The organism is Vogesella urethralis (genome assembly GCF_007644045.2).
GTDB lineage: Bacteria > Pseudomonadota > Gammaproteobacteria > Burkholderiales > Chromobacteriaceae > Vogesella > Vogesella urethralis.
Window position 1 is genome coordinate 129,949 of the sequence record NZ_VMDW02000135.1, and the last position, 17,275, is coordinate 147,223.

Consider the following 17,275-nt stretch of genomic DNA (forward strand, 5'->3'; position numbering starts at 1 on the left):
GGGCCCGCATGCACGACTCGCCGGCATGCCCACGCAGGAGTATTGCCATGTCCCTTCACGTCTGCTGCCTCTGCCTAGGCTTGCTGCTGGCCTCCGGCAGCAGCCTTGCCATGGCAACCGTCAACCCGGCCATCACGCTGGCTACCTACGACTACCCGCCTTATTGCGATAGCGCTGACCGCGACGGCGGCGCCTTGGTGGCCATCGTCCGCGCCGCCTTTGCCGAAGAAGATGTCAGCGTCAACATTACCGTGCTGCCGTGGCAACGGCTCAGCTCGCTATCGGCCGATGGCCGCTTTGACGGCGTGATCGGCATCTGGAAAACCGACAGTAACAACCTGCGCGTCAGCATGGGCCCGCCGGTGTTCTACAGCATTCTGGGGTTTTATCAGCGCCAAGCCAGCAAACCATTTACAGGGCAGGACTTACGCGGCCAGCAAGCAGGCGTGGTCAGCGGCTACCACTACCCGGCCACCATACGCCGCCTGGGTACCGGCTTTGACGCTGCCCGCGACGACGAGACCAATCTGCGCAAGCTGCAGCAGGGCCGCATCGACATCGCCATTACCGAAAAAGCAGTCGGCGAAGCGCTGATCCGCATGCGACGCGTACCCGCCAGCCCGCCGCTGAGCTGGAATGGACGGGCACTGGGGCGCGAGGCATTATCGGTGGGGTTTTATCAGGGAGCAATGCACCAACACTGGCAGCAAACCTTTACCCGCGGCCTGCAGAAACTGCACCGCAAAGGGCACTACCGGCAACTGGTGGCGCAATACGCGCTGGAGGAATACGCCGCAGTGGGGGCGGCGCCAAAATGACAAAAGCCTGCACGCGGCAGGCCAGAATGATGGTCGGGGTGAGAGGATTCGAACCTCCGGCCTCTACGTCCCGAACGTAGCGCTCTACCAGGCTAAGCTACACCCCGATCAAAATATTGCTTGTGAATGAAATGGTCGGAGTGAGAGGATTCGAACCTCCGGCCTCTACGTCCCGAACGTAGCGCTCTACCAGGCTAAGCTACACTCCGCTGCCGATTCATTCATCCTGAAATCTGACTGACCACCGCGTTTTTGCGCTACAATCAGCTCGATTCAGCAAGGACAAAGATTATCTATCAAATATGTGGTTTAAGCAACTCTCTTTTTTCCGCCTAGACGAAAACTTCGCCATCGACAGCGCCAAACTGGGTGATGCCCTGGCCCGTCGTCCGTTTCAACGCTGCAGTGGCCTCGACTGGTTCAGCGAAGGCTGGGTTGCCCCCGCCGGCCACCTGGACAGCCCGCTGCACGAATCGCGCGGCTACCGCATGGTTACCCTGCGGCGCGAGGACAAAGTGCTGCCGGCCGGCGTGATCCGCGATCACCTCGACGGCAAGGTCGCCGAGATCGAAGCCGCCGAGCTGCGCAAGGTTGGCCGCAAGGAAAAGCTGCAGCTCAAAGAGCAGATCACCGACGACCTGCTGCCGCGCGCCTTTACCCGCTCCGGCCGTACCACTGCCTATATCGATAGCAGCCGCGGCTGGCTGATGGTCGATAGCGGCACCGCCAGCAAGGCAGAAAACCTGGTGTCCACGCTGCGCGAAGCCCTGCCCCCGTTCCCGGCCGCGCTGCCACGTACCGCGCTGTCGCCGCATGCGGTAATGACCGACTGGCTGGCTGCCGGCGAAGCCAGCCACGGCTTCGAGCTGGACGCCGAGTGCGAGCTGAAAGACAGCAGCGAGAACGGCGCCGTGGTGCGCTGCACCCGCATCGACCTCACCGCCGAAGAAATCCGCCAGCATATTGCCACCGGCAAGCAGGTTACCCGCCTGGGCCTGATCTGGCGCGAGCGCATCCGCTTCGTGCTGACCGACCAGCTGCAACTGAAGCGCCTGCAGTTCCTGGACGTACTGCAAGAGGAAGCCAGCCAGGCCGGTGACGATCTGGCCAGCCTGTTTGACGCCACCTTCCTGCTGATGGCCGAGGAGCTGGGTGATCTGGTCAACGACCTGGTCGCCGCGCTCGGCGGCCTGGACGCAGGCGCAGGCAGCAGCCCGGCACCGCTTGCCTTTGCTGCCAGCGCCAGCACTGCGGCCACCGGCGACAGCAGCACCATCGATACGCCCTGGGACTGAGCGTTAGCCACGACCAACGCCCTGCACAGCCCCCGTCTGGTCGGGGGCTGTGGCTTTGCCACACCAGCCATGACATGCCGATAGCGCTTCTGTCTATAGCTATAACCAAACGCTGTAAAATCGTGTAGGCTTCAATCTACTTACTCTTGAAATGCCGCCCGATCATGAACGCCAAAACCAGCAAAGCCACCACCCCGGCGCCGGCACCGGAGCCACCACCGCTGCCGCCGATGGAAAACGAGGTGTTCCTGGCCGGCCTGTCCACCACGCACGGCGAGCAATTGCTGGCACTCAGCGACGGCGGCAACCCGGTGTACGTGTTCGTGCGCCGCAGCTTCGGCAAGACGCAACAGTCCGACTTTTTCCGCATCCAGTTTGCCGCCTTTGCCCAGGTACAGGGCGGGCAATGGAAGCCGTACCAGGGCGAAGTCAGCGAGTGGCTGAACACCCGCAACTGCCTGCAGGTATCGGTAGACCACCCACGCCAGTGCGTGCAGTTCGGCCCCAAATCCGGCTTTAACCTCAGCGCCGAACTCACCGGCATGGGCCTTACCAGCTACGCCTACGCCCAGGCCATCCTGTGGCTGAAAAGCCAGTATTCGGAATACAGCGTACTGCCCACCACGCTGCCCAACCCGGAAGCAGAAGGGGATGAAGCCCGCGTCAAACGCAATGCACGGCTGGCGGCGCAGGGTTTTGATATCGAGTTTCTGGACAGCGAGCAACGCTCCGGCCGTTATTTCAAGGACAAGATCTCGCGCCTGATCAGCAACTGGGAAACGGACAAGATCACCGAAGTGCCGATTGCCGCCCTGCTGGACAATATTGCGCGGCTGGACAATGAAAAAGCCGAGCTGCAACGCCAGCTGCACGCCATCAAGAGCCAGGAACGTTCGCTGGAAGACTCGCTGAGCAAGGAAAAGCAGACCAACCTGATCCTCACCGGCGTCACCTGCTTTGTGCTGGTCTTCACGCTGATGGGTATTTTCGGCCTGTACTGAGCCCTGCCCCATCGCACGCAAAAAGGTTGGCCGCGGCCAACCTTTTTTTGCGCCTCCTTCCGGCTCAGTCAAACCCCAGCGCCGGCGGCTGCCGCACCGGCAGCCCGGCGGCCACCCAGGCATCGAAGCCGCCCGCCAGCGACGTGACCTTGCCAAAACCCATCTGCTGCATCACCAGCGCCGCCAGCGCGGCACGGCCACTGGTCTTGCAGTACACCAACACCGGCCGTTCCGTATCGGCCAGCGCCGCATCGCCAGACAGGCGGAACTCCAGCAAACCGCGAGGGATATTGACGGCAGCGGCCAGATGGCCAGCGCGGTACTCGTCCGGCTCGCGCACGTCCAGCAGCAATACCTCGCCACCAGCCAGCATTGCCTGCGCCGCCTGCGGCGTGCATTCCGTAATCAGCGCTTTGGCAGCCGCCACCAATTCGTGTGCATTGCATTTCAGCATGATTTCTCCTGTCTGCAGACTGCGACCTGCCCACCGGCGATCGCAAGGCCATGATAATCCTGATGTTGTACATTATCAATTTTTATATTATGTTTAGTAAAACATTACCCCGGAGCCTGCCGTGAACACTTCCCGCTTCAGCCTGCTCGCCTGCCTTGCCGCACTCAGCGGCCCCGGCCTGGCCGCCCCGCTCGCCACACTGGTGCTGGGCAGCCAGTCGCACAGTGCCAGCTACCAAAGCCAGGGCGTAGTGCAGGCGCAACGCAGCGCACAGTTGTCGGTACCGGTGGCCGGCCGCCTTACCCAGCTACCGGTCCGTGCCGGCGACAACGTGAAGGCCGGTGCCTTGCTGGCACGGGTAGACGGCGAGGCCGCCCAACAGTCGGCCAGCGCCAGCCAGGCGCAGATTGCGGCCGCGCAGGCGCAGCTGGAGCAGGCGCGGCGCGAGTTCGCCCGCACCCAAAAGCTGGCCGCACAAAATTTCATCAGCGCATCGGCACTGGACAGCGCCCAGGCGCAGCTGAAAACCGCCGAAGCGCAGGCACGCGCGCAGATCGCCGCCGCCCGTGCCGCCGGTGCCCAGGCCGGCCTATACCAGCTGAGCGCGCCGTTTGCCGGCACCATCGCCCGCGTCAATGGCGACCTGGGCGCGCTGGCCATGCCGGGTCAAGCCATCGTCGAGCTGTACGATGGCAGCGCGCTGCGCGTGGAAGTGCAGCTGCCGGCCAGCGTGTACAACAAGGTGAACCAGCAGGCCGCGCCCACGCTCAACTGGCGCGGCCAGGCGCTGAAGGTTGGCCGCATCGAATGGTTTCCGGCAACCGACGCCAGCAGCCAGACCCGCACCGTGCGCGTCAACCTGCAAGCCGGCAGCCCGGTGCCGGTAGGCGAAATGGTGCAAGCGGGCTTCACCCTGCACGGCAGCGACAGCCAGCTACGGGTGCCGGCAGCCGCCGTCAGCCGCCAGCGCGAGTTTGACGCTGTCTATATCGTGGAGGGTAACGGCCGGCCCAGCCTGCGCTATGTGCGGCTGGGCAGCGCCGAAAACGGTAGCTTCCCGGTGCTGGCCGGCCTGCGTGCCGGTGAACGCATCGCCGCCAACGCCGAACAGGCTGCCGCACTGACCCGCACACCAGGAGCACGCTGATGGATACCCCGCACAAGCTGGGCATCGCCGGCCGCCTGGCCGCGTTTTTCCAGCACGCCCGCATTACCCCGCTGATTGCCCTGTTGGCGCTGCTGCTGGGGCTATTCGCCGTGCTGGTCACGCCGCGCGAAGAAGAGCCGCAGATCAACGTCACCATGGCCAATGTGCTGATCCCCTTCCCCGGCGCCAGTGCGGAAAGCGTGGAAAGCCTGGTGGCGCAACCGGCAGAACAGGTACTGGGCCAGATCGACGGCGTGGATCACCTGTACGCCGTCAGCCGGCCGGGCATGGCTATCCTGACCGTACAGTTCAAGGTGGGTGTACCGCGCATCGACGCGCTGGTGCGGCTATACGACACGGTACACAGCCACGCCGACTGGCTGCCGCAGGGCCTGGGCGTGGGCCAGCCGCTGATCAAACCGAAGGGCATCGATGACGTACCCATCGTCACCTTTACCCTGCACGCACGCGACCGGACTTTGGGCAGCCTGGACCTGGAACGCATCGCCCACGCGCTGGAAGGCGAGCTCAAACGCGTGCCCGGTACCCGCGAAGTGGCTACCCTCGGCGGCCCCGGCCACGCCATCAACGTGAGCCTGCTACCGCAGAAGCTGCAAGCCACCGGCCTGACCGTGGACGACCTGCGCCAGGCACTGACGGCGGCCAACCAGGCGCTGCCGCTGGGGCAAACCGTCAACCGCCAGGCCATCACCGTGGAGGCCGGGCCGTTCCTGCAAAACGCCGAGCAAGTGGCCAGCCTGATCGTGGCGGTACGCAACGGGCGCCCGCTGTACCTGCGCGACGTGGCCGAGGTCAGCGCCGGCGCGCAGCAGCCCAGCCGTTACGTATGGTACGGCGACGCCAAGGGCAGCACCCCGGCCATTACCCTCAGCGTCACCAAGCAGGCGGGCCGCAACGCGGTGGACATCGCCGACGCGCTGGCGCAGCGCGTGGCGCAGCTGCACGGCACGCTGCTGCCGGATAATGTCGAGGTCACGCTCACCCGCAACTACGGCGCTACCGCCAACGACAAGGCGCAGAAGCTGATCCAGAAACTGGGCTTCGCCACCGCCTCGGTGGTTGCGCTGGTGCTGCTGGCGCTGGGCCGGCGCGAGGCCGCCATCGTCGGCGTCGCCGTCATCCTCACCCTGACCGCCACGCTGTTTGCTTCCTGGGCCTGGGGCTTCACGCTGAACCGGGTGTCGCTGTTTGCGCTGATCTTCTCCATCGGCATCCTGGTGGACGACGCCATCGTGGTGGTGGAAAACATCCACCGTCATCGCCAGCTGGACCCGTCAGCGCCGCTGACGGCGCTGATTCCGCGCGCGGTGGACGAGGTTGGCGGCCCCACCATCCTGGCCACGCTCACCGTGATTGCCGCCCTGCTGCCGATGGCCTTCGTGTCCGGCCTGATGGGCCCGTACATGAGCCCAATCCCGATCAATGCCTCGATGGGCATGCTGATCTCGCTGGCCATTGCCTTTGTGCTAACGCCGTGGCTGGCGCAGCGCTGGCTGCCACGGCAACACCAGCACCACGACGGTTTGTCTGCCCGCCTGCAACCGTTGGCCGCGCGGCTGTTTGCCCCGTTCCTGCACGCCCGGCACGGTGCCCGCGCACGCAGCCTGCTGCTGCTGGGCGTGGCCGGCATGGTGGCGCTGTCGCTGGCGCTGCCGGTAGCCAAGCTGGTGGTACTGAAAATGCTGCCATTCGATAACAAATCCGAGCTGCAGCTGGTGGTAGACATGCCGGCCGGCGCCCCGCTGGAAGACACCGCGGCGGTGATGCAAAGCCTGGGCAACTGGCTGGGCCAGCAGCCCGAGGTGGTGAACTACCAGGCCTACGCCGGCACCGCCGCGCCGATCAACTTCAACGGCCTGGTGCGCCAGTACTATCTGCGCAGCGGCTTTGAAAGCGGCGACATCCTGATCAACCTGCAAGACAAACACCAGCGCCACGAGTCCAGCCACCGCTTGGCGCTGCGCTACCGCCCGGCGCTGGAACAGATCGCCCGCCACTACGGCGCCCGCATCAAACTGGTAGAGGTACCGCCCGGCCCGCCGGTGATGGCGCCCATCGTGGCTGAGGTCTACGGCCCGTCCGCCGCCGGCCGTGCCGGCGTGGCGCAGCAACTGGAGGCCGTGTTCAAGCGCAGCCCGCACATCGTGGACGTAGACAGCACCGTGCAGCCGCAAGGCCCGCGCACCCTGCTGCTGATCGACCGCGAAAAAGCCATGCAGCGCGGCGTGCCGCAAGCGGCCATTGTCAGCACCTTGGCCGCCGGGCTAGCCGGCGACAACGCCACCTGGCTGCGCGACCTCAGCAAGTACGCGGTGCCGGTACAGCTGCGCCTGCCGCAAGCGTTGCAGGGCGATACCCACGCGCTGCTGGCGCTGCCGGTCCGCGCCGGCGACGGCAGCGTGATGCCGCTGTCGGAGCTGGTAAAAGCGGTGCCGGCCGACACCGAGCGCCCGCGCCTGCGCAAGGACGGCATGGCGGTGGACTACGTGACCGGCGACATGGCCGGCGGCGAAGACAGCCCGCTATACGGCATGTTTGCCCTGCGCGGCCAACTGGCGACCATCCAGACCGCCAACCTGCAGCCGCTGGGCGAGTACTTCATCCGGCAGCCGGCCGACCCGCAACGCGAATACGCCATCAAGTGGGACGGCGAATGGCAGATCACCTATGAAACCTTCCGCGACATGGGCGCCGCCTACGCCGTGGGCCTGGTGCTGATCTACCTGCTGGTGGTGGCGCACTTTGGCTCCTACCTGATGCCGCTGATCATCATGGCGCCGATTCCGCTAACGCTGGTGGGCGTCATGCCCGGCCACGCGCTGCTGGGCGCGCCGTTCACCGCCACCAGCATGATCGGCATGATCGCGCTGGCCGGCATCATCGTGCGCAATTCCATCCTGCTGGTGGACTTCATCCGGCTGGAAGTAGCCGCCGGTAGCGCGCTGGCCGACGCGGTGGTGCGCTCGGCCGCCACCCGCGCGCAGCCCATCGCGCTGACCGGCCTGGCCGCCATGATCGGCGCGCTGTTCATCCTGGACGACCCCATTTTCAACGGGCTGGCCATCTCGCTGATCTTCGGCATTTTCGTGTCCACCCTGCTGACGCTGGTGGTCATCCCGCTGCTCTATTACATGGCCCACCGCGGCCAAACTCAGGAAAGCACCACACCATGACCATCGAACGCGCCATCCGCTTTTTTGCCGGCTGCATGATTTTGCTGTCGCTCGCACTGGGCGCCAGCGCCAGCCCGCTGTTTGTCAGCCCCAACTGGCTGTGGCTAACCGCCTTTGTCGGCGCCAACCTGCTGCAGTACGCGCTAAGCAACTTCTGCCCGCTGGCGCTGCTGCTGAAAAAACTGGGGGTTCCGGAACAGGCTGCGTGCGGCCTTCAGAAATGATTTATTGCTGTCGATAACATTAGCGGCAGTGATACCCCACTGTCCGATAACAATATCCAACGAACACACAAGGACGGGCCATGATCCACTGGTTGAAAAAACTGTTCGGTGCCCCGGCAAAACCGGTAGCAGCCATCCCGCAAGGGGCATTGATCATCGATGTACGCGAACAAGGGGAATTTGCCAGCGGCCACGCCGCCGGCGCCATCAACATTCCACTGGGCCAGCTGGCCAGCCGCATCGACTGGCTGAAACAGCAAAAACCACCGGCGCTACTGCTGTACTGCGCCAGCGGCATGCGCTCGGCCATGGCCTGCAAGCAGCTGCAAAGCGCCGGCTTTGCCAATGTGCAAAACGCCGGCAACCAGGCGCGGCTGGCGGCGTTGCTGAATCGGCAGCGCCAGGCCGCCTGAGCGGGTAACGCGGGAAAAGGTAGCCCGGCTGGCACCCCGGATAAGGCGCAGCCGCATCCGGGAACCGACCCGATAAGGCACAGCCGCATCCGGGGCAAACCGCCGCCATGCGGGTTGGGCAATGTGCAACGCGCCCACCACACGCACCCCATTCCCTGTGCACACAACGGTGGGCACGGCCTGTGGCCTTTGCCCACCCTACCAAGCTGACGGGTACGACAACCCGCCGCCACGACAGGGGGGGCAAAGCGTAGGGGGGGCAAAGCGCAGCGTGCCCACCACCCTCACCTCACGCCTCTTCCTCATGGACGCAACGGTGGGCGCGGCCTGCGGCATTTGCCCACCTCACCAAGCTAGCGCCTTGCCAGCAGCAGCCCCAAGCCGGCACCACCCAGCAGTACGCTGCAGCTGCGGTTAAACACACGTTGGCCGCGCGGCGTGGCGAACCAGCGCTTCAACTGCACGCCCAGCGCGGCGTACACGCCGATGGCCACCCATTCCAGCAGCAGGAAAGCCACGCCCAGTTGCAGGAACTGCGGCGCCACCGGCTGGGCGGTATCGACAAACTGCGGCAAAAAGGCAGTAAAGATCAGGATGGCTTTCGGGTTGCCGGCGGCTACCCACAGCTCTTGCCGCATCAGCTCACGCAGGCCTTGCTGCGGGCGGGTATCGGCTGGGCCGCTAAGGCTGCCGGCGCGCCACAGCTGCCACGCTAGCCAGAACAGGTAGCCGGCGCCAGCCAGCTTGATGGCGGTAAACAGCAACACCGAGCCTTGCAGTACCACCGCCAGCCCGGTGGCCGCCAGCGCAATCATCACCGCAAACGCCAGCAAACGGCCGACGCCCGCCACGCACGCGGTACGGAAGCCGTAACGGGTGGCGTTGCTGATCGACAGCAGGTTATTGGGGCCGGGGGCGAGGTTGAGGGCAAAACAGGCGGGCAGGAACAGCAGCAAGGTGGCAAGCGACATGGCGGGCTCCGGTAAAGAACAAGGTTGGCCGCAAGGGCATAGCGTTAACTTATCGTTATGCCACTGTCGCGCGCAAGAAAAACCCGCCGGCAGGCGGCGGGTGATTGCAACAACGGGCAACGCTTGCCCGGGCCAGCCGTCAGGCCGGCTGGCGTTTCAGCTTGAGCTTGCCGGACAGCCAGGTGTGGTCGTAGCTGACGATCTCGAACGGGTTGCCGAACGGGTCCACAAACGAAATCGCGCAGAAAAAACCATGGTCGTGCACGCTGTCGCGGGCGATGGTCTGGCCGTCGCGGTTCAGCACCCGCTCGCCGGCCAGCTGGTCGATCCACTCCAGAAAGTCCTGCCCGCTCACCACAAACGCCACCGCACCGGCCAGGCAGCCGGCGCCCGGTTCTTCGGTGACTGCCAGGCGCACGGTGCCGCTGGGGTTGGCCAGCATCATGGCGCTGTGCGGGCCTTGCTGGCCCTGTTTGTAACGCGGGTCCGGCGACAGCCCCAGTACGCGGTCGTACCACTCTACGGCCTTGGCGCCGTCGCTGACGCGGATGTGGATATGGTCGATCTTGCCTAGCGTTAACATGCTTTCCCCTTGTGCAGGCTGCCAGCATGCAGCCCGTTGACTGATTCTAACCGCATTTGCCGGCCGCTTAGGCGCCGCCTTGCAGCAGCGGGGCCAGATAATGGCCGGTATGGCTGACCGGGTTGGCCGCCACTTGCTCAGGCGTGCCGGTAGCGATGATCTGGCCACCGCCAGCGCCGCCTTCGGGCCCGAGGTCGATCAGCCAGTCGGCGGTCTTGATCACGTCCAGATTGTGCTCGATCACCACCACGGTATTGCCGTGCTCGCGCAGGCGGTGCAGCACTTGCAGCAGCAGGTCGATGTCGTGGAAGTGCAGGCCGGTGGTGGGCTCGTCCAGGATGTACAGCGTCTTGCCGGTATCGCGCTTGGACAGCTCCAGCGCCAGCTTGACGCGCTGCGCTTCGCCGCCGGACAGCGTGGTGGCGCTCTGGCCCAGACGAATATAGCCCAAGCCGACGTCCATCAGTGTTTTGAGCTTGCGCGCCACGCTGGGCACGGCGCTGAAGAACTCTAGAGCCTGCTCTACCGTCATTTCCAGCACTTCGGTAATGCTCTTGCCCTTGTACTGCACCTCCAGCGTCTCGCGGTTGTAGCGCTTGCCATGGCAGACGTCACACGGCACGTACACGTCGGGCAGGAAGTGCATTTCCACCTTGATCACGCCATCGCCCTGGCACGCCTCGCAGCGGCCACCCTTGACGTTGAAGCTGAAGCGCCCCGGGCCGTAGCCGCGTTCGCGCGACAGCGGCACGCCGGCAAACAGCTCGCGTATCGGCGTAAACAGGCCGGTGTAGGTGGCCGGGTTGGAACGCGGCGTACGGCCGATCGGGCTCTGGTCCACGTTGATCACCTTGTCCAGGTGCTCCAGGCCGCGAATGCGGCGGTACGGCGACGGCTCGTCGCTGGCGCCGTTCAGGTCGCGTGCGGCGATCTTGTACAGCGTGTCGTTGATCAGCGTGGATTTGCCGGAGCCGGACACGCCGGTAACGCATACCAGCATGCCCAGCGGCAGGTCCAGCGTGACGTCTTTCAGGTTGTTGCCACTGGCGCCTTCGATGTGCAGCATGCGCTCGGCGTCCACGTCGCGGCGGCTGGCCGGCACCGGAATGCGGCGGCGGCCAGACAGGAAGTCGCCGGTGACCGAGCGTTCGCAAGCGGCCACTTCGCCGGGCGTGCCGGCCACCAGCACTTCGCCGCCGTGCTCGCCGGCGCCGGGGCCCATGTCCACCAGGTAGTCGGCGGCGCGGATGGCGTCTTCGTCGTGCTCCACCACGATCACGCTGTTACCCAGGTCGCGCAGGCGCATCAGCGTAGCCAGCAGGCGGTCGTTGTCGCGCTGGTGCAGGCCGATGGACGGCTCGTCCAGCACGTACATCACGCCGGTGAGGCCGCTGCCGATCTGGCTGGCCAGGCGGATGCGCTGCGCCTCGCCGCCGGACAGGGTGTCGGCCGAGCGCGCCAGGCACAGGTAGTCCAGGCCCACATTGTTCAGGAACGAGACGCGGTCGCTGATTTCCTTGACGATCTTTTCGGCCACCGCCTGTTTCTGGCCGGCAAACTGCAGGCCGGCAAAGAAGGCGGCGGCGTCTTTCAGCGCCATCTGGTTGATGTCGTGCAGTGTCTTGCGGCCAACAAACACGTGGCGCGCTTCCTGGCGCAGGCGCGAGCCTTTGCACGACGGGCAGCACTGGTTGTTCTGGTATTTGGCCAGCTCTTCGCGCACGGTTCCGGAGTCGGTTTCGCGGTAGCGGCGCTCCAGGTTGGGGATGATGCCTTCAAAGGCGTGCGCACGCTGGAACTTGGTACCGCGCTCCGACACGTAGGTAAATTCGATTTCCTCGCGCCCGGAACCATGCAGGATGACGTGCTGCACGCGCTGCGGCAGGTCTTCGAACGCCAGCTCCAGCGAAAAGCCGTAATGCACGGCCAGCGCCTGCAGCATCTGGAAGTAAAACTGGTTGCGCTTGTCCCAGCCCTTGATGGCGCCGGCAGCCAGTGTCAGCTCCGGGTGCGCCACCACGCGCTTGGGGTCGAAGAAGGTAATCTCGCCCAGGCCGTCGCACTTGGGGCAGGCGCCCATCGGGTTGTTGAACGAGAACAGGCGCGGTTCCAGCTCCGGCAGGCTGTAGCTGCACACCGGGCAGGCAAACTTGGCCGAGAACCAGTGCTCCTGGCCGCTATCCATCTCTACCGCAATGGCGCGGCCTTCGGCGTGGCGCAGCGCGGTTTCAAAGCTTTCCGCCAGCCGCTGCTTCATGTCCTCGCGCACCTTCAGGCGGTCGATCACCACCTCGATGGTGTGCTTCTTGTTCTTGTCCAGCTTGGGTACCGCATCCAGCTCGTACACCTCGCCGTCCACCCGTACCCGCACAAAGCCCTGCGCGCGCAGCTCTTCAAACAGGTCCAGGTTCTCGCCCTTGCGGCCAACAATGACCGGCGCCAGGATCATCACCCGGGTTTCCGCCGGCAGCGCCAGCACGTGGTCTACCATCTGGCTCACCGTCTGGCTGGCCAGCGGCACGTCGTGTTCCGGGCAGTGCGGGTCGCCGACGCGGGCGTACAGCAGGCGCAGGTAATCGTGGATTTCGGTGACGGTGCCCACGGTGGAACGCGGGTTATGGCTGGTGGCCTTCTGCTCGATGGAGATGGCCGGGCTCAGGCCCTCGATCAGGTCGACGTCGGGCTTTTCCATCAGCTGCAAAAACTGGCGGGCGTAGGCCGACAGGCTTTCCACATAGCGGCGCTGGCCCTCGGCATACAGCGTGTCAAACGCCAGCGAGCTCTTGCCGGAGCCGGACAAGCCGGTAATCACCACCAGCTGGTGGCGGGGCAGATCCAGGTTTACGTTTTTGAGGTTGTGCGTACGTGCGCCGCGGATGCGGATGGAGTCCATGCCTGTCTCACCGTGAATCGGGGAACCTGCTACTATACCGGACTTATCGCAGCCGGCTCCAGCCGCCTTTGGCTGACGGTGGCAAAACATGCTGTACCGCGGCCAGCCCCCAGCCGGCAGCCAGCCGCACAGCACACGGCAACACGCTGTCACAAGCAGCGCGGGCAAAGCCCGCTACACTGCCGGTTTCGCGCCATGATCACGTGGCCACGCGCTGTACATCACCACCTACCGACACACTATGACTGCACTTGAACTGCGCGCCAGCCTGGGGCTGGCCGGTGTTTACGCCCTGCGCATGCTGGGCATGTTCCTCATCCTGCCCGTGTTCGCCCTGTACGCCACCACGCTGCACGGCGCCGACAACCACGCCCTGATCGGCATTGCGCTGGGCAGCTACGGCCTGGTGCAGGCGCTGCTGCAGCTGCCGCTGGGCATGCTGTCCGACAAGGTTGGCCGCAAGAAAGTGATCTACGCCGGCCTGCTGCTGTTTGCCGCCGGCAGCTTCATCGCCGCCCAGGCAGACGACATCTATTGGCTGACCGTGGGCCGCGTGGTACAGGGCGCCGGCGCCATCTCGGCCGCCATCACCGCGCTGCTGGCCGACCTTACCCGCGAAGAGATCCGCACCCGCGCCATGGCAATGATCGGCATGAGCATCGGCACCACCTTTGCCGTGAGCCTGGTGCTGGGCCCGTTGCTGGCCAAGCACATCGGCGTGGACGGCATCTTCACCCTCACCGGCGTGCTGTCGCTGCTGGCACTGCTGGGCGTGTGGAAAATCATCCCCGACCCGGTGGTATCGCGCTTTCATTCCGACACCGGCACCAATACCGCCCGCCTGCCCGCCGTACTGCGCCACCCGCAGCTGCTGCGCCTGAACTACGGCATTTTTGCGCTGCACGCCGCGCAGATGGCCATGTTCGTCACCATGCCGTTTGCGCTGACCAGCACCGGCGGCCTGGACAAATCCGAGCACTGGATGGTGTACCTGCCGGTGGTGGTGGCCGGTTTCTTCCTGATGGTGCCGGCCATCATCTACGGCGAGAAAAAAGCCAAGCTCAAGCAGGTGTTCGTGGCGGCCGTGGCGCTGATGACCGCCGCCCAGCTGGGCATGGCGCTGGCGCTGTCCAGCTTCTGGCTGATCGTTACCTGGCTGGCGCTGTACTTTATTGCCTTCAATATTCTGGAAGCGACACTGCCGTCGCTGATCTCGAAAATCGCACCGGCGGACGCCAAGGGCACCGCCATCGGCGTGTATAATACGGCCCAATCGTTTGGCCTGTTCCTGGGCGCTGCCTTTGGCGGCTGGCTGTACAGCCGCTACGGTGCCGGCAGCGTGTTTGCCTTTACCAGCGTGCTGATGACCAGCTGGCTGTGGCTATCGTTCACCATGCAGCCGCCCAAGGCGGTAAAAACCCAGATGTTCCACATCGGCGACGACTGGCAAGGCGATGGCGACGCGCTGTCGCGCCAGCTGCTGGCCGTAGCGGGCGTCAGCGAAGTGGTGGTGATGCTGGACGAGCGCGTAGCCTACCTGAAGGTATCGCAGCAAGGCTGGGACGAAGCCAGCGCCCGCGCGCTGATCGCCGCCACCTACCCGGCCTGACCCGCCCGGCAACAGGCAAAGCACCAAACATCTGCGGGCCGGCCCGGTGCCGGCCCCACCTTGACAAGATTGACCGGAGGATTGCATGAACAGCATTACTTTTGACGGCCGCCTGGCGGCAGACGCCGAGCTGCGTTACACCCCCAGCGGCGAACCGGTGCTGAGCTTCCGTGTAGCCAGCGACATCGGCTTTGGCGAACGCAAAACCACCAACTGGTTCAGCTGCCAGGTATGGGGCAAGCGCGGCGAATCGCTGAAAAACTACCTGGCCAAAGGCCAGCAGGTTACCGTTTACGGCCAGCTCACGCTGCGCGAATGGCAAGACAAGGAAGGCATCAAGCGCCTGTCGCCGGACGTACGCGTTAGCGAACTGACGCTGCAAGGCGGCCGCCGCGACGACATGGCCCCGGCCGATGACGGCTACGGTGCCGCCCCGTCGCAGCGCTACGACGCCCCGTCCGCGCCGCCGGCTGCCCCGCGCCGCCAGGAGCCGAAACCGGCCCCGCGCATGGACGACATGGACGACGACATTCCGTTCTAGGATGTACCAAGCCGCCTAGGTAAACAAAACCCCAGAAGACAATGTCTTTACTGGGGTTTTTTGTTGTTTACGTTTTTTGTGGTGCGGCCTATAAAGTTTACTATCGTATACCTGAACGATTGGTAAACAATGGCTGCCGGCTACCACATCAAAACCGTCACCTTCTCCTCAGGTGAACGCCTTCCAGTGCTTCTTGATCGGAACGGGCAGCCGATGTTCGATCCCACGATCTTTGTGCTCACAGAGGCTCGGGGAAGGAATCTGGCCTCCAATACTATTGGTATCATCCTGCGCAGCGTGATGGCCTTCCATCTATTTCTGGATGCACGCGACATCGACATTAATGCCCGTCTTGATCGCGGCGATCTGCTGTCGCTCAGCGAAGTGGAAGACCTTACCCGCCTCTGTCGATCACCACTCGCACAGTTAGCAGCACTGCCGTCTGCGAGCGAAAACACCGCCTCAAAGGTGGTGTCACTGGAAAAGGTTCGGACAAGAACACAGAAGTTCTCACCTGCCGAGGTTGATCCGGATGTTGCAGCTAGCCGACTGCGCTACATCCGGATGTATCTACTGTGGCTGGCAGCCCAGCGCCAGAGCCGGCATAGCTCGGCTCCTTCATTGGCGGCTCGGTTAAGCGATCAGTCCAGGCTCGTAGCCGATGCGATCGATGCACGCATTCCACATAAGTCAGGACGTAACACGCTTGGCCAACGCGAAGGGGTATCAGACGAAGTGGTGTCAGAGATATTGCGCATTATCGATCCGCACTCTCCAGACAATCCCTGGCAGGATCTACACACGCGCTATCGCAATGCCCTTCTTATACGCTGGCTCTTGTATCTCGGGCTGCGAATCGGTGAAGTTCTTGGAGTGCGAACTAGCGACATCGCGGTCTACCACAAGGAAGTCATGATCCACCGGCGTGCAGATGACCCCGATGACCCTCGACGTTATCAGCCGCAAACCAAAACCCGTGCGCGGGTGCTCCCTATCAGCGAGACCCTGCTGGCGGAGACACAAGCCTATATCCTGAACCATCGCAGCTTGTTACCTCGGGCAAAGAAACATTCCTTCCTGTTCGTCGCCAGCCGCACAGGCCAGCCGATGACCCTAGCAACCGTGGGAAAGCTGTTTAAGGTACTGCGCGAAAAATGCCCATCGTTGTTGGAAGGACTCTCCGGGCATGTGTTGCGCCACACCTGGAACGACGCGTTTTCGAAAAAGATGGAGGAAGCTGGGGTGACGCCCGAAAACGAGTGTCAGGCACGTAGTTACTTAATGGGTTGGTCTCCTACTTCTGATACTGCTGCTGTTTATACCCGGCGCTATGTTCGCAATAAAGCCAAAGAAGTTTCTCTTGCGCTACAAGAACAACTCGTCAACAGAGGACAGAGCGATGAATAAGCAGGTGGTAATCCCTATCCAGTGGGGCCACGCTCCACAGTTGCCCGCACTAGCACGTACCCGATCTGGTGTCGAATTCTGCCCCCGGGCGGATAGATGGTCATATCGTGAAGCCACAACAATCGTAGACCTTGACTTTGCCACGTGGCCGGCCACGCATGCTTTTATTACATCAGCAAAATTTGTATTCATTTGGTATGCATCGAATATGTCTGCTGATCACTTGATTAACATGTTCATGCGCCTGAGGCATTGCCTGAAAACTTTATGTCTTAGCGTAAATAGCCCTCTTGCGGAGATCACCAGTACTGACCTCATCAATTACAGAGCCACGCTAACCGACACCACATCTTGGTATTTTGGAAGTCTTTCTGGGTTACTACAAAAATGGTATCGCCTTGGCTACCAAGGTGTGACTTCTGATGCATTATCGCTACTGAGACAACTTCGTACCCAGGGTAACCGGAAGGGTGAGGCCGTACTGACCCATGACCCGATCTACGGACCATTCACAGACATGGAGTTGCAATCCATCCAGTCCTTGCTTGACAGCGCCTATGCGAATGGCAACGTAGACCGCGAAGGATACTTGCTTTCCTATCTCTTCATGCTGCTCGGGCAGCGCCCTGCACAATACGCAGCATTAAAGGTACTGAATCGCCCTCACTTTCCTAGATACCTCGTGAGCCTCACACTAGGCCCTACAAGGAGGTGTCATGAGCAAG

Annotated in this window: 14 protein-coding genes, 2 tRNA genes and 1 pseudogene; 11 read left to right on the forward strand and 6 right to left on the reverse strand. The window is 63.5% G+C overall.

What is annotated here, in order from left to right; all coding sequences use genetic code 11:
- Nucleotides 1-47: 47 nt before the first annotated feature.
- Complete coding sequence (locus FLQ03_RS17350; protein ID WP_170252461.1) at nt 48-818, forward strand: substrate-binding periplasmic protein; 771 nt, start codon at nt 48-50, stop codon at nt 816-818.
- Nucleotides 819-848: 30 nt separating this feature from the next.
- On the opposite strand, the gene FLQ03_RS17355 is transcribed toward FLQ03_RS17350, so the two are convergent.
- Together FLQ03_RS17355 and FLQ03_RS17360 are read right to left on the reverse strand one after the other, a co-directional pair.
- Nucleotides 849-925: transfer RNA gene (locus tag FLQ03_RS17355), tRNA-Pro, on the reverse strand.
- A 25-nt stretch (nt 926-950) separates the two neighbouring features.
- A tRNA-Pro gene (locus FLQ03_RS17360) sits at nt 951-1,027 on the reverse strand.
- Between the two features lie 93 nt (nt 1,028-1,120).
- On the opposite strand from FLQ03_RS17360, the gene FLQ03_RS17365 reads away from it, so the two are divergent.
- A complete protein-coding gene (locus FLQ03_RS17365) occupies nt 1,121-2,113 on the forward strand; it encodes a recombination-associated protein RdgC (RefSeq protein WP_144372106.1) in 993 nt (330 codons plus the stop codon).
- A 164-nt stretch (nt 2,114-2,277) separates the two neighbouring features.
- Nucleotides 2,278-3,114: a hypothetical protein gene (locus FLQ03_RS17370; protein WP_144372107.1), complete on the forward strand. Its 837-nt coding sequence runs from the start codon at nt 2,278-2,280 to the stop codon at nt 3,112-3,114.
- Between the two features lie 64 nt (nt 3,115-3,178).
- Here FLQ03_RS17370 and FLQ03_RS17375 read toward each other — a convergent pair whose 3' ends face one another.
- A complete protein-coding gene (locus tag FLQ03_RS17375; protein ID WP_144372108.1) occupies nt 3,179-3,568 on the reverse strand; it encodes a rhodanese-like domain-containing protein in 390 nt (129 codons plus the stop codon).
- Between the two features lie 121 nt (nt 3,569-3,689).
- On the opposite strand from FLQ03_RS17375, the gene FLQ03_RS17380 reads away from it, so the two are divergent.
- The 4 genes from FLQ03_RS17380 to FLQ03_RS17395 all read left to right on the forward strand — a co-directional run bounded on the left by FLQ03_RS17380 (nt 3,690) and on the right by FLQ03_RS17395 (nt 8,546).
- Entirely contained in the window at nt 3,690-4,715 is a 1,026-nt protein-coding gene (locus FLQ03_RS17380) for an efflux RND transporter periplasmic adaptor subunit (protein WP_170252462.1), read from the forward strand.
- Nucleotides 4,715-7,909, forward strand: coding sequence for an efflux RND transporter permease subunit (locus FLQ03_RS17385; RefSeq protein ID WP_144372110.1), 3,195 nt, complete (start codon nt 4,715-4,717; stop codon nt 7,907-7,909). The genes FLQ03_RS17380 and FLQ03_RS17385 overlap by 1 nt, the downstream gene beginning before the upstream one ends.
- A complete protein-coding gene (locus FLQ03_RS17390; protein ID WP_144372111.1) occupies nt 7,906-8,133 on the forward strand; it encodes a YgaP family membrane protein in 228 nt (75 codons plus the stop codon). The genes FLQ03_RS17385 and FLQ03_RS17390 overlap by 4 nt, the downstream gene beginning before the upstream one ends.
- Before the next feature lie 80 nt (nt 8,134-8,213).
- Nucleotides 8,214-8,546, forward strand: a complete 333-nt coding sequence (locus FLQ03_RS17395; protein ID WP_144372112.1) for a rhodanese-like domain-containing protein — start codon at nt 8,214-8,216, stop codon at nt 8,544-8,546.
- Nucleotides 8,547-8,899: 353 nt separating this feature from the next.
- Here the strand turns inward: FLQ03_RS17395 and FLQ03_RS17400 are convergent, their stop codons facing one another.
- The 3 genes from FLQ03_RS17400 to uvrA all read right to left on the reverse strand — a co-directional run bounded on the left by FLQ03_RS17400 (nt 8,900) and on the right by uvrA (nt 12,993).
- The gene (locus FLQ03_RS17400; RefSeq protein ID WP_017508769.1) at nt 8,900-9,517 is read right to left on the reverse strand and encodes a LysE family translocator; all 618 of its coding nucleotides are present in this window, start codon (nt 9,515-9,517) and stop codon (nt 8,900-8,902) included.
- Between the two features lie 139 nt (nt 9,518-9,656).
- A complete protein-coding gene (locus FLQ03_RS17405; protein WP_144372113.1) occupies nt 9,657-10,100 on the reverse strand; it encodes a VOC family protein in 444 nt (147 codons plus the stop codon).
- A 67-nt stretch (nt 10,101-10,167) separates the two neighbouring features.
- A complete protein-coding gene (gene uvrA / locus FLQ03_RS17410) occupies nt 10,168-12,993 on the reverse strand; it encodes an excinuclease ABC subunit UvrA (RefSeq protein ID WP_144372114.1) in 2,826 nt (941 codons plus the stop codon).
- A gap of 241 nt (nt 12,994-13,234) precedes the next feature.
- Here uvrA and FLQ03_RS17415 point away from each other — a divergent pair, with 241 nt between their 5' ends.
- From FLQ03_RS17415 to FLQ03_RS19315, 4 genes and pseudogenes are all read left to right on the forward strand, one after another.
- Nucleotides 13,235-14,602: an MFS transporter gene (locus tag FLQ03_RS17415; protein WP_144372115.1), complete on the forward strand. Its 1,368-nt coding sequence runs from the start codon at nt 13,235-13,237 to the stop codon at nt 14,600-14,602.
- An 85-nt stretch (nt 14,603-14,687) separates the two neighbouring features.
- Nucleotides 14,688-15,143 carry a single-stranded DNA-binding protein gene (locus FLQ03_RS17420; protein ID WP_144372116.1) on the forward strand — a complete coding sequence of 152 codons (456 nt, stop codon included), beginning with the start codon at nt 14,688-14,690 and terminating at the stop codon, nt 15,141-15,143.
- 129 nt (nt 15,144-15,272) lie between these two features.
- Nucleotides 15,273-16,550 (forward strand): tyrosine-type recombinase/integrase, encoded by a 1,278-nt coding sequence (locus FLQ03_RS17425; RefSeq protein WP_144372117.1) that lies wholly within the window; start codon nt 15,273-15,275, stop codon nt 16,548-16,550.
- Nucleotides 16,543-17,275: pseudogene (locus tag FLQ03_RS19315) on the forward strand (hypothetical protein); the annotation flags it as partial. The gene FLQ03_RS17425 and the pseudogene FLQ03_RS19315, both read left to right, overlap by 8 nt.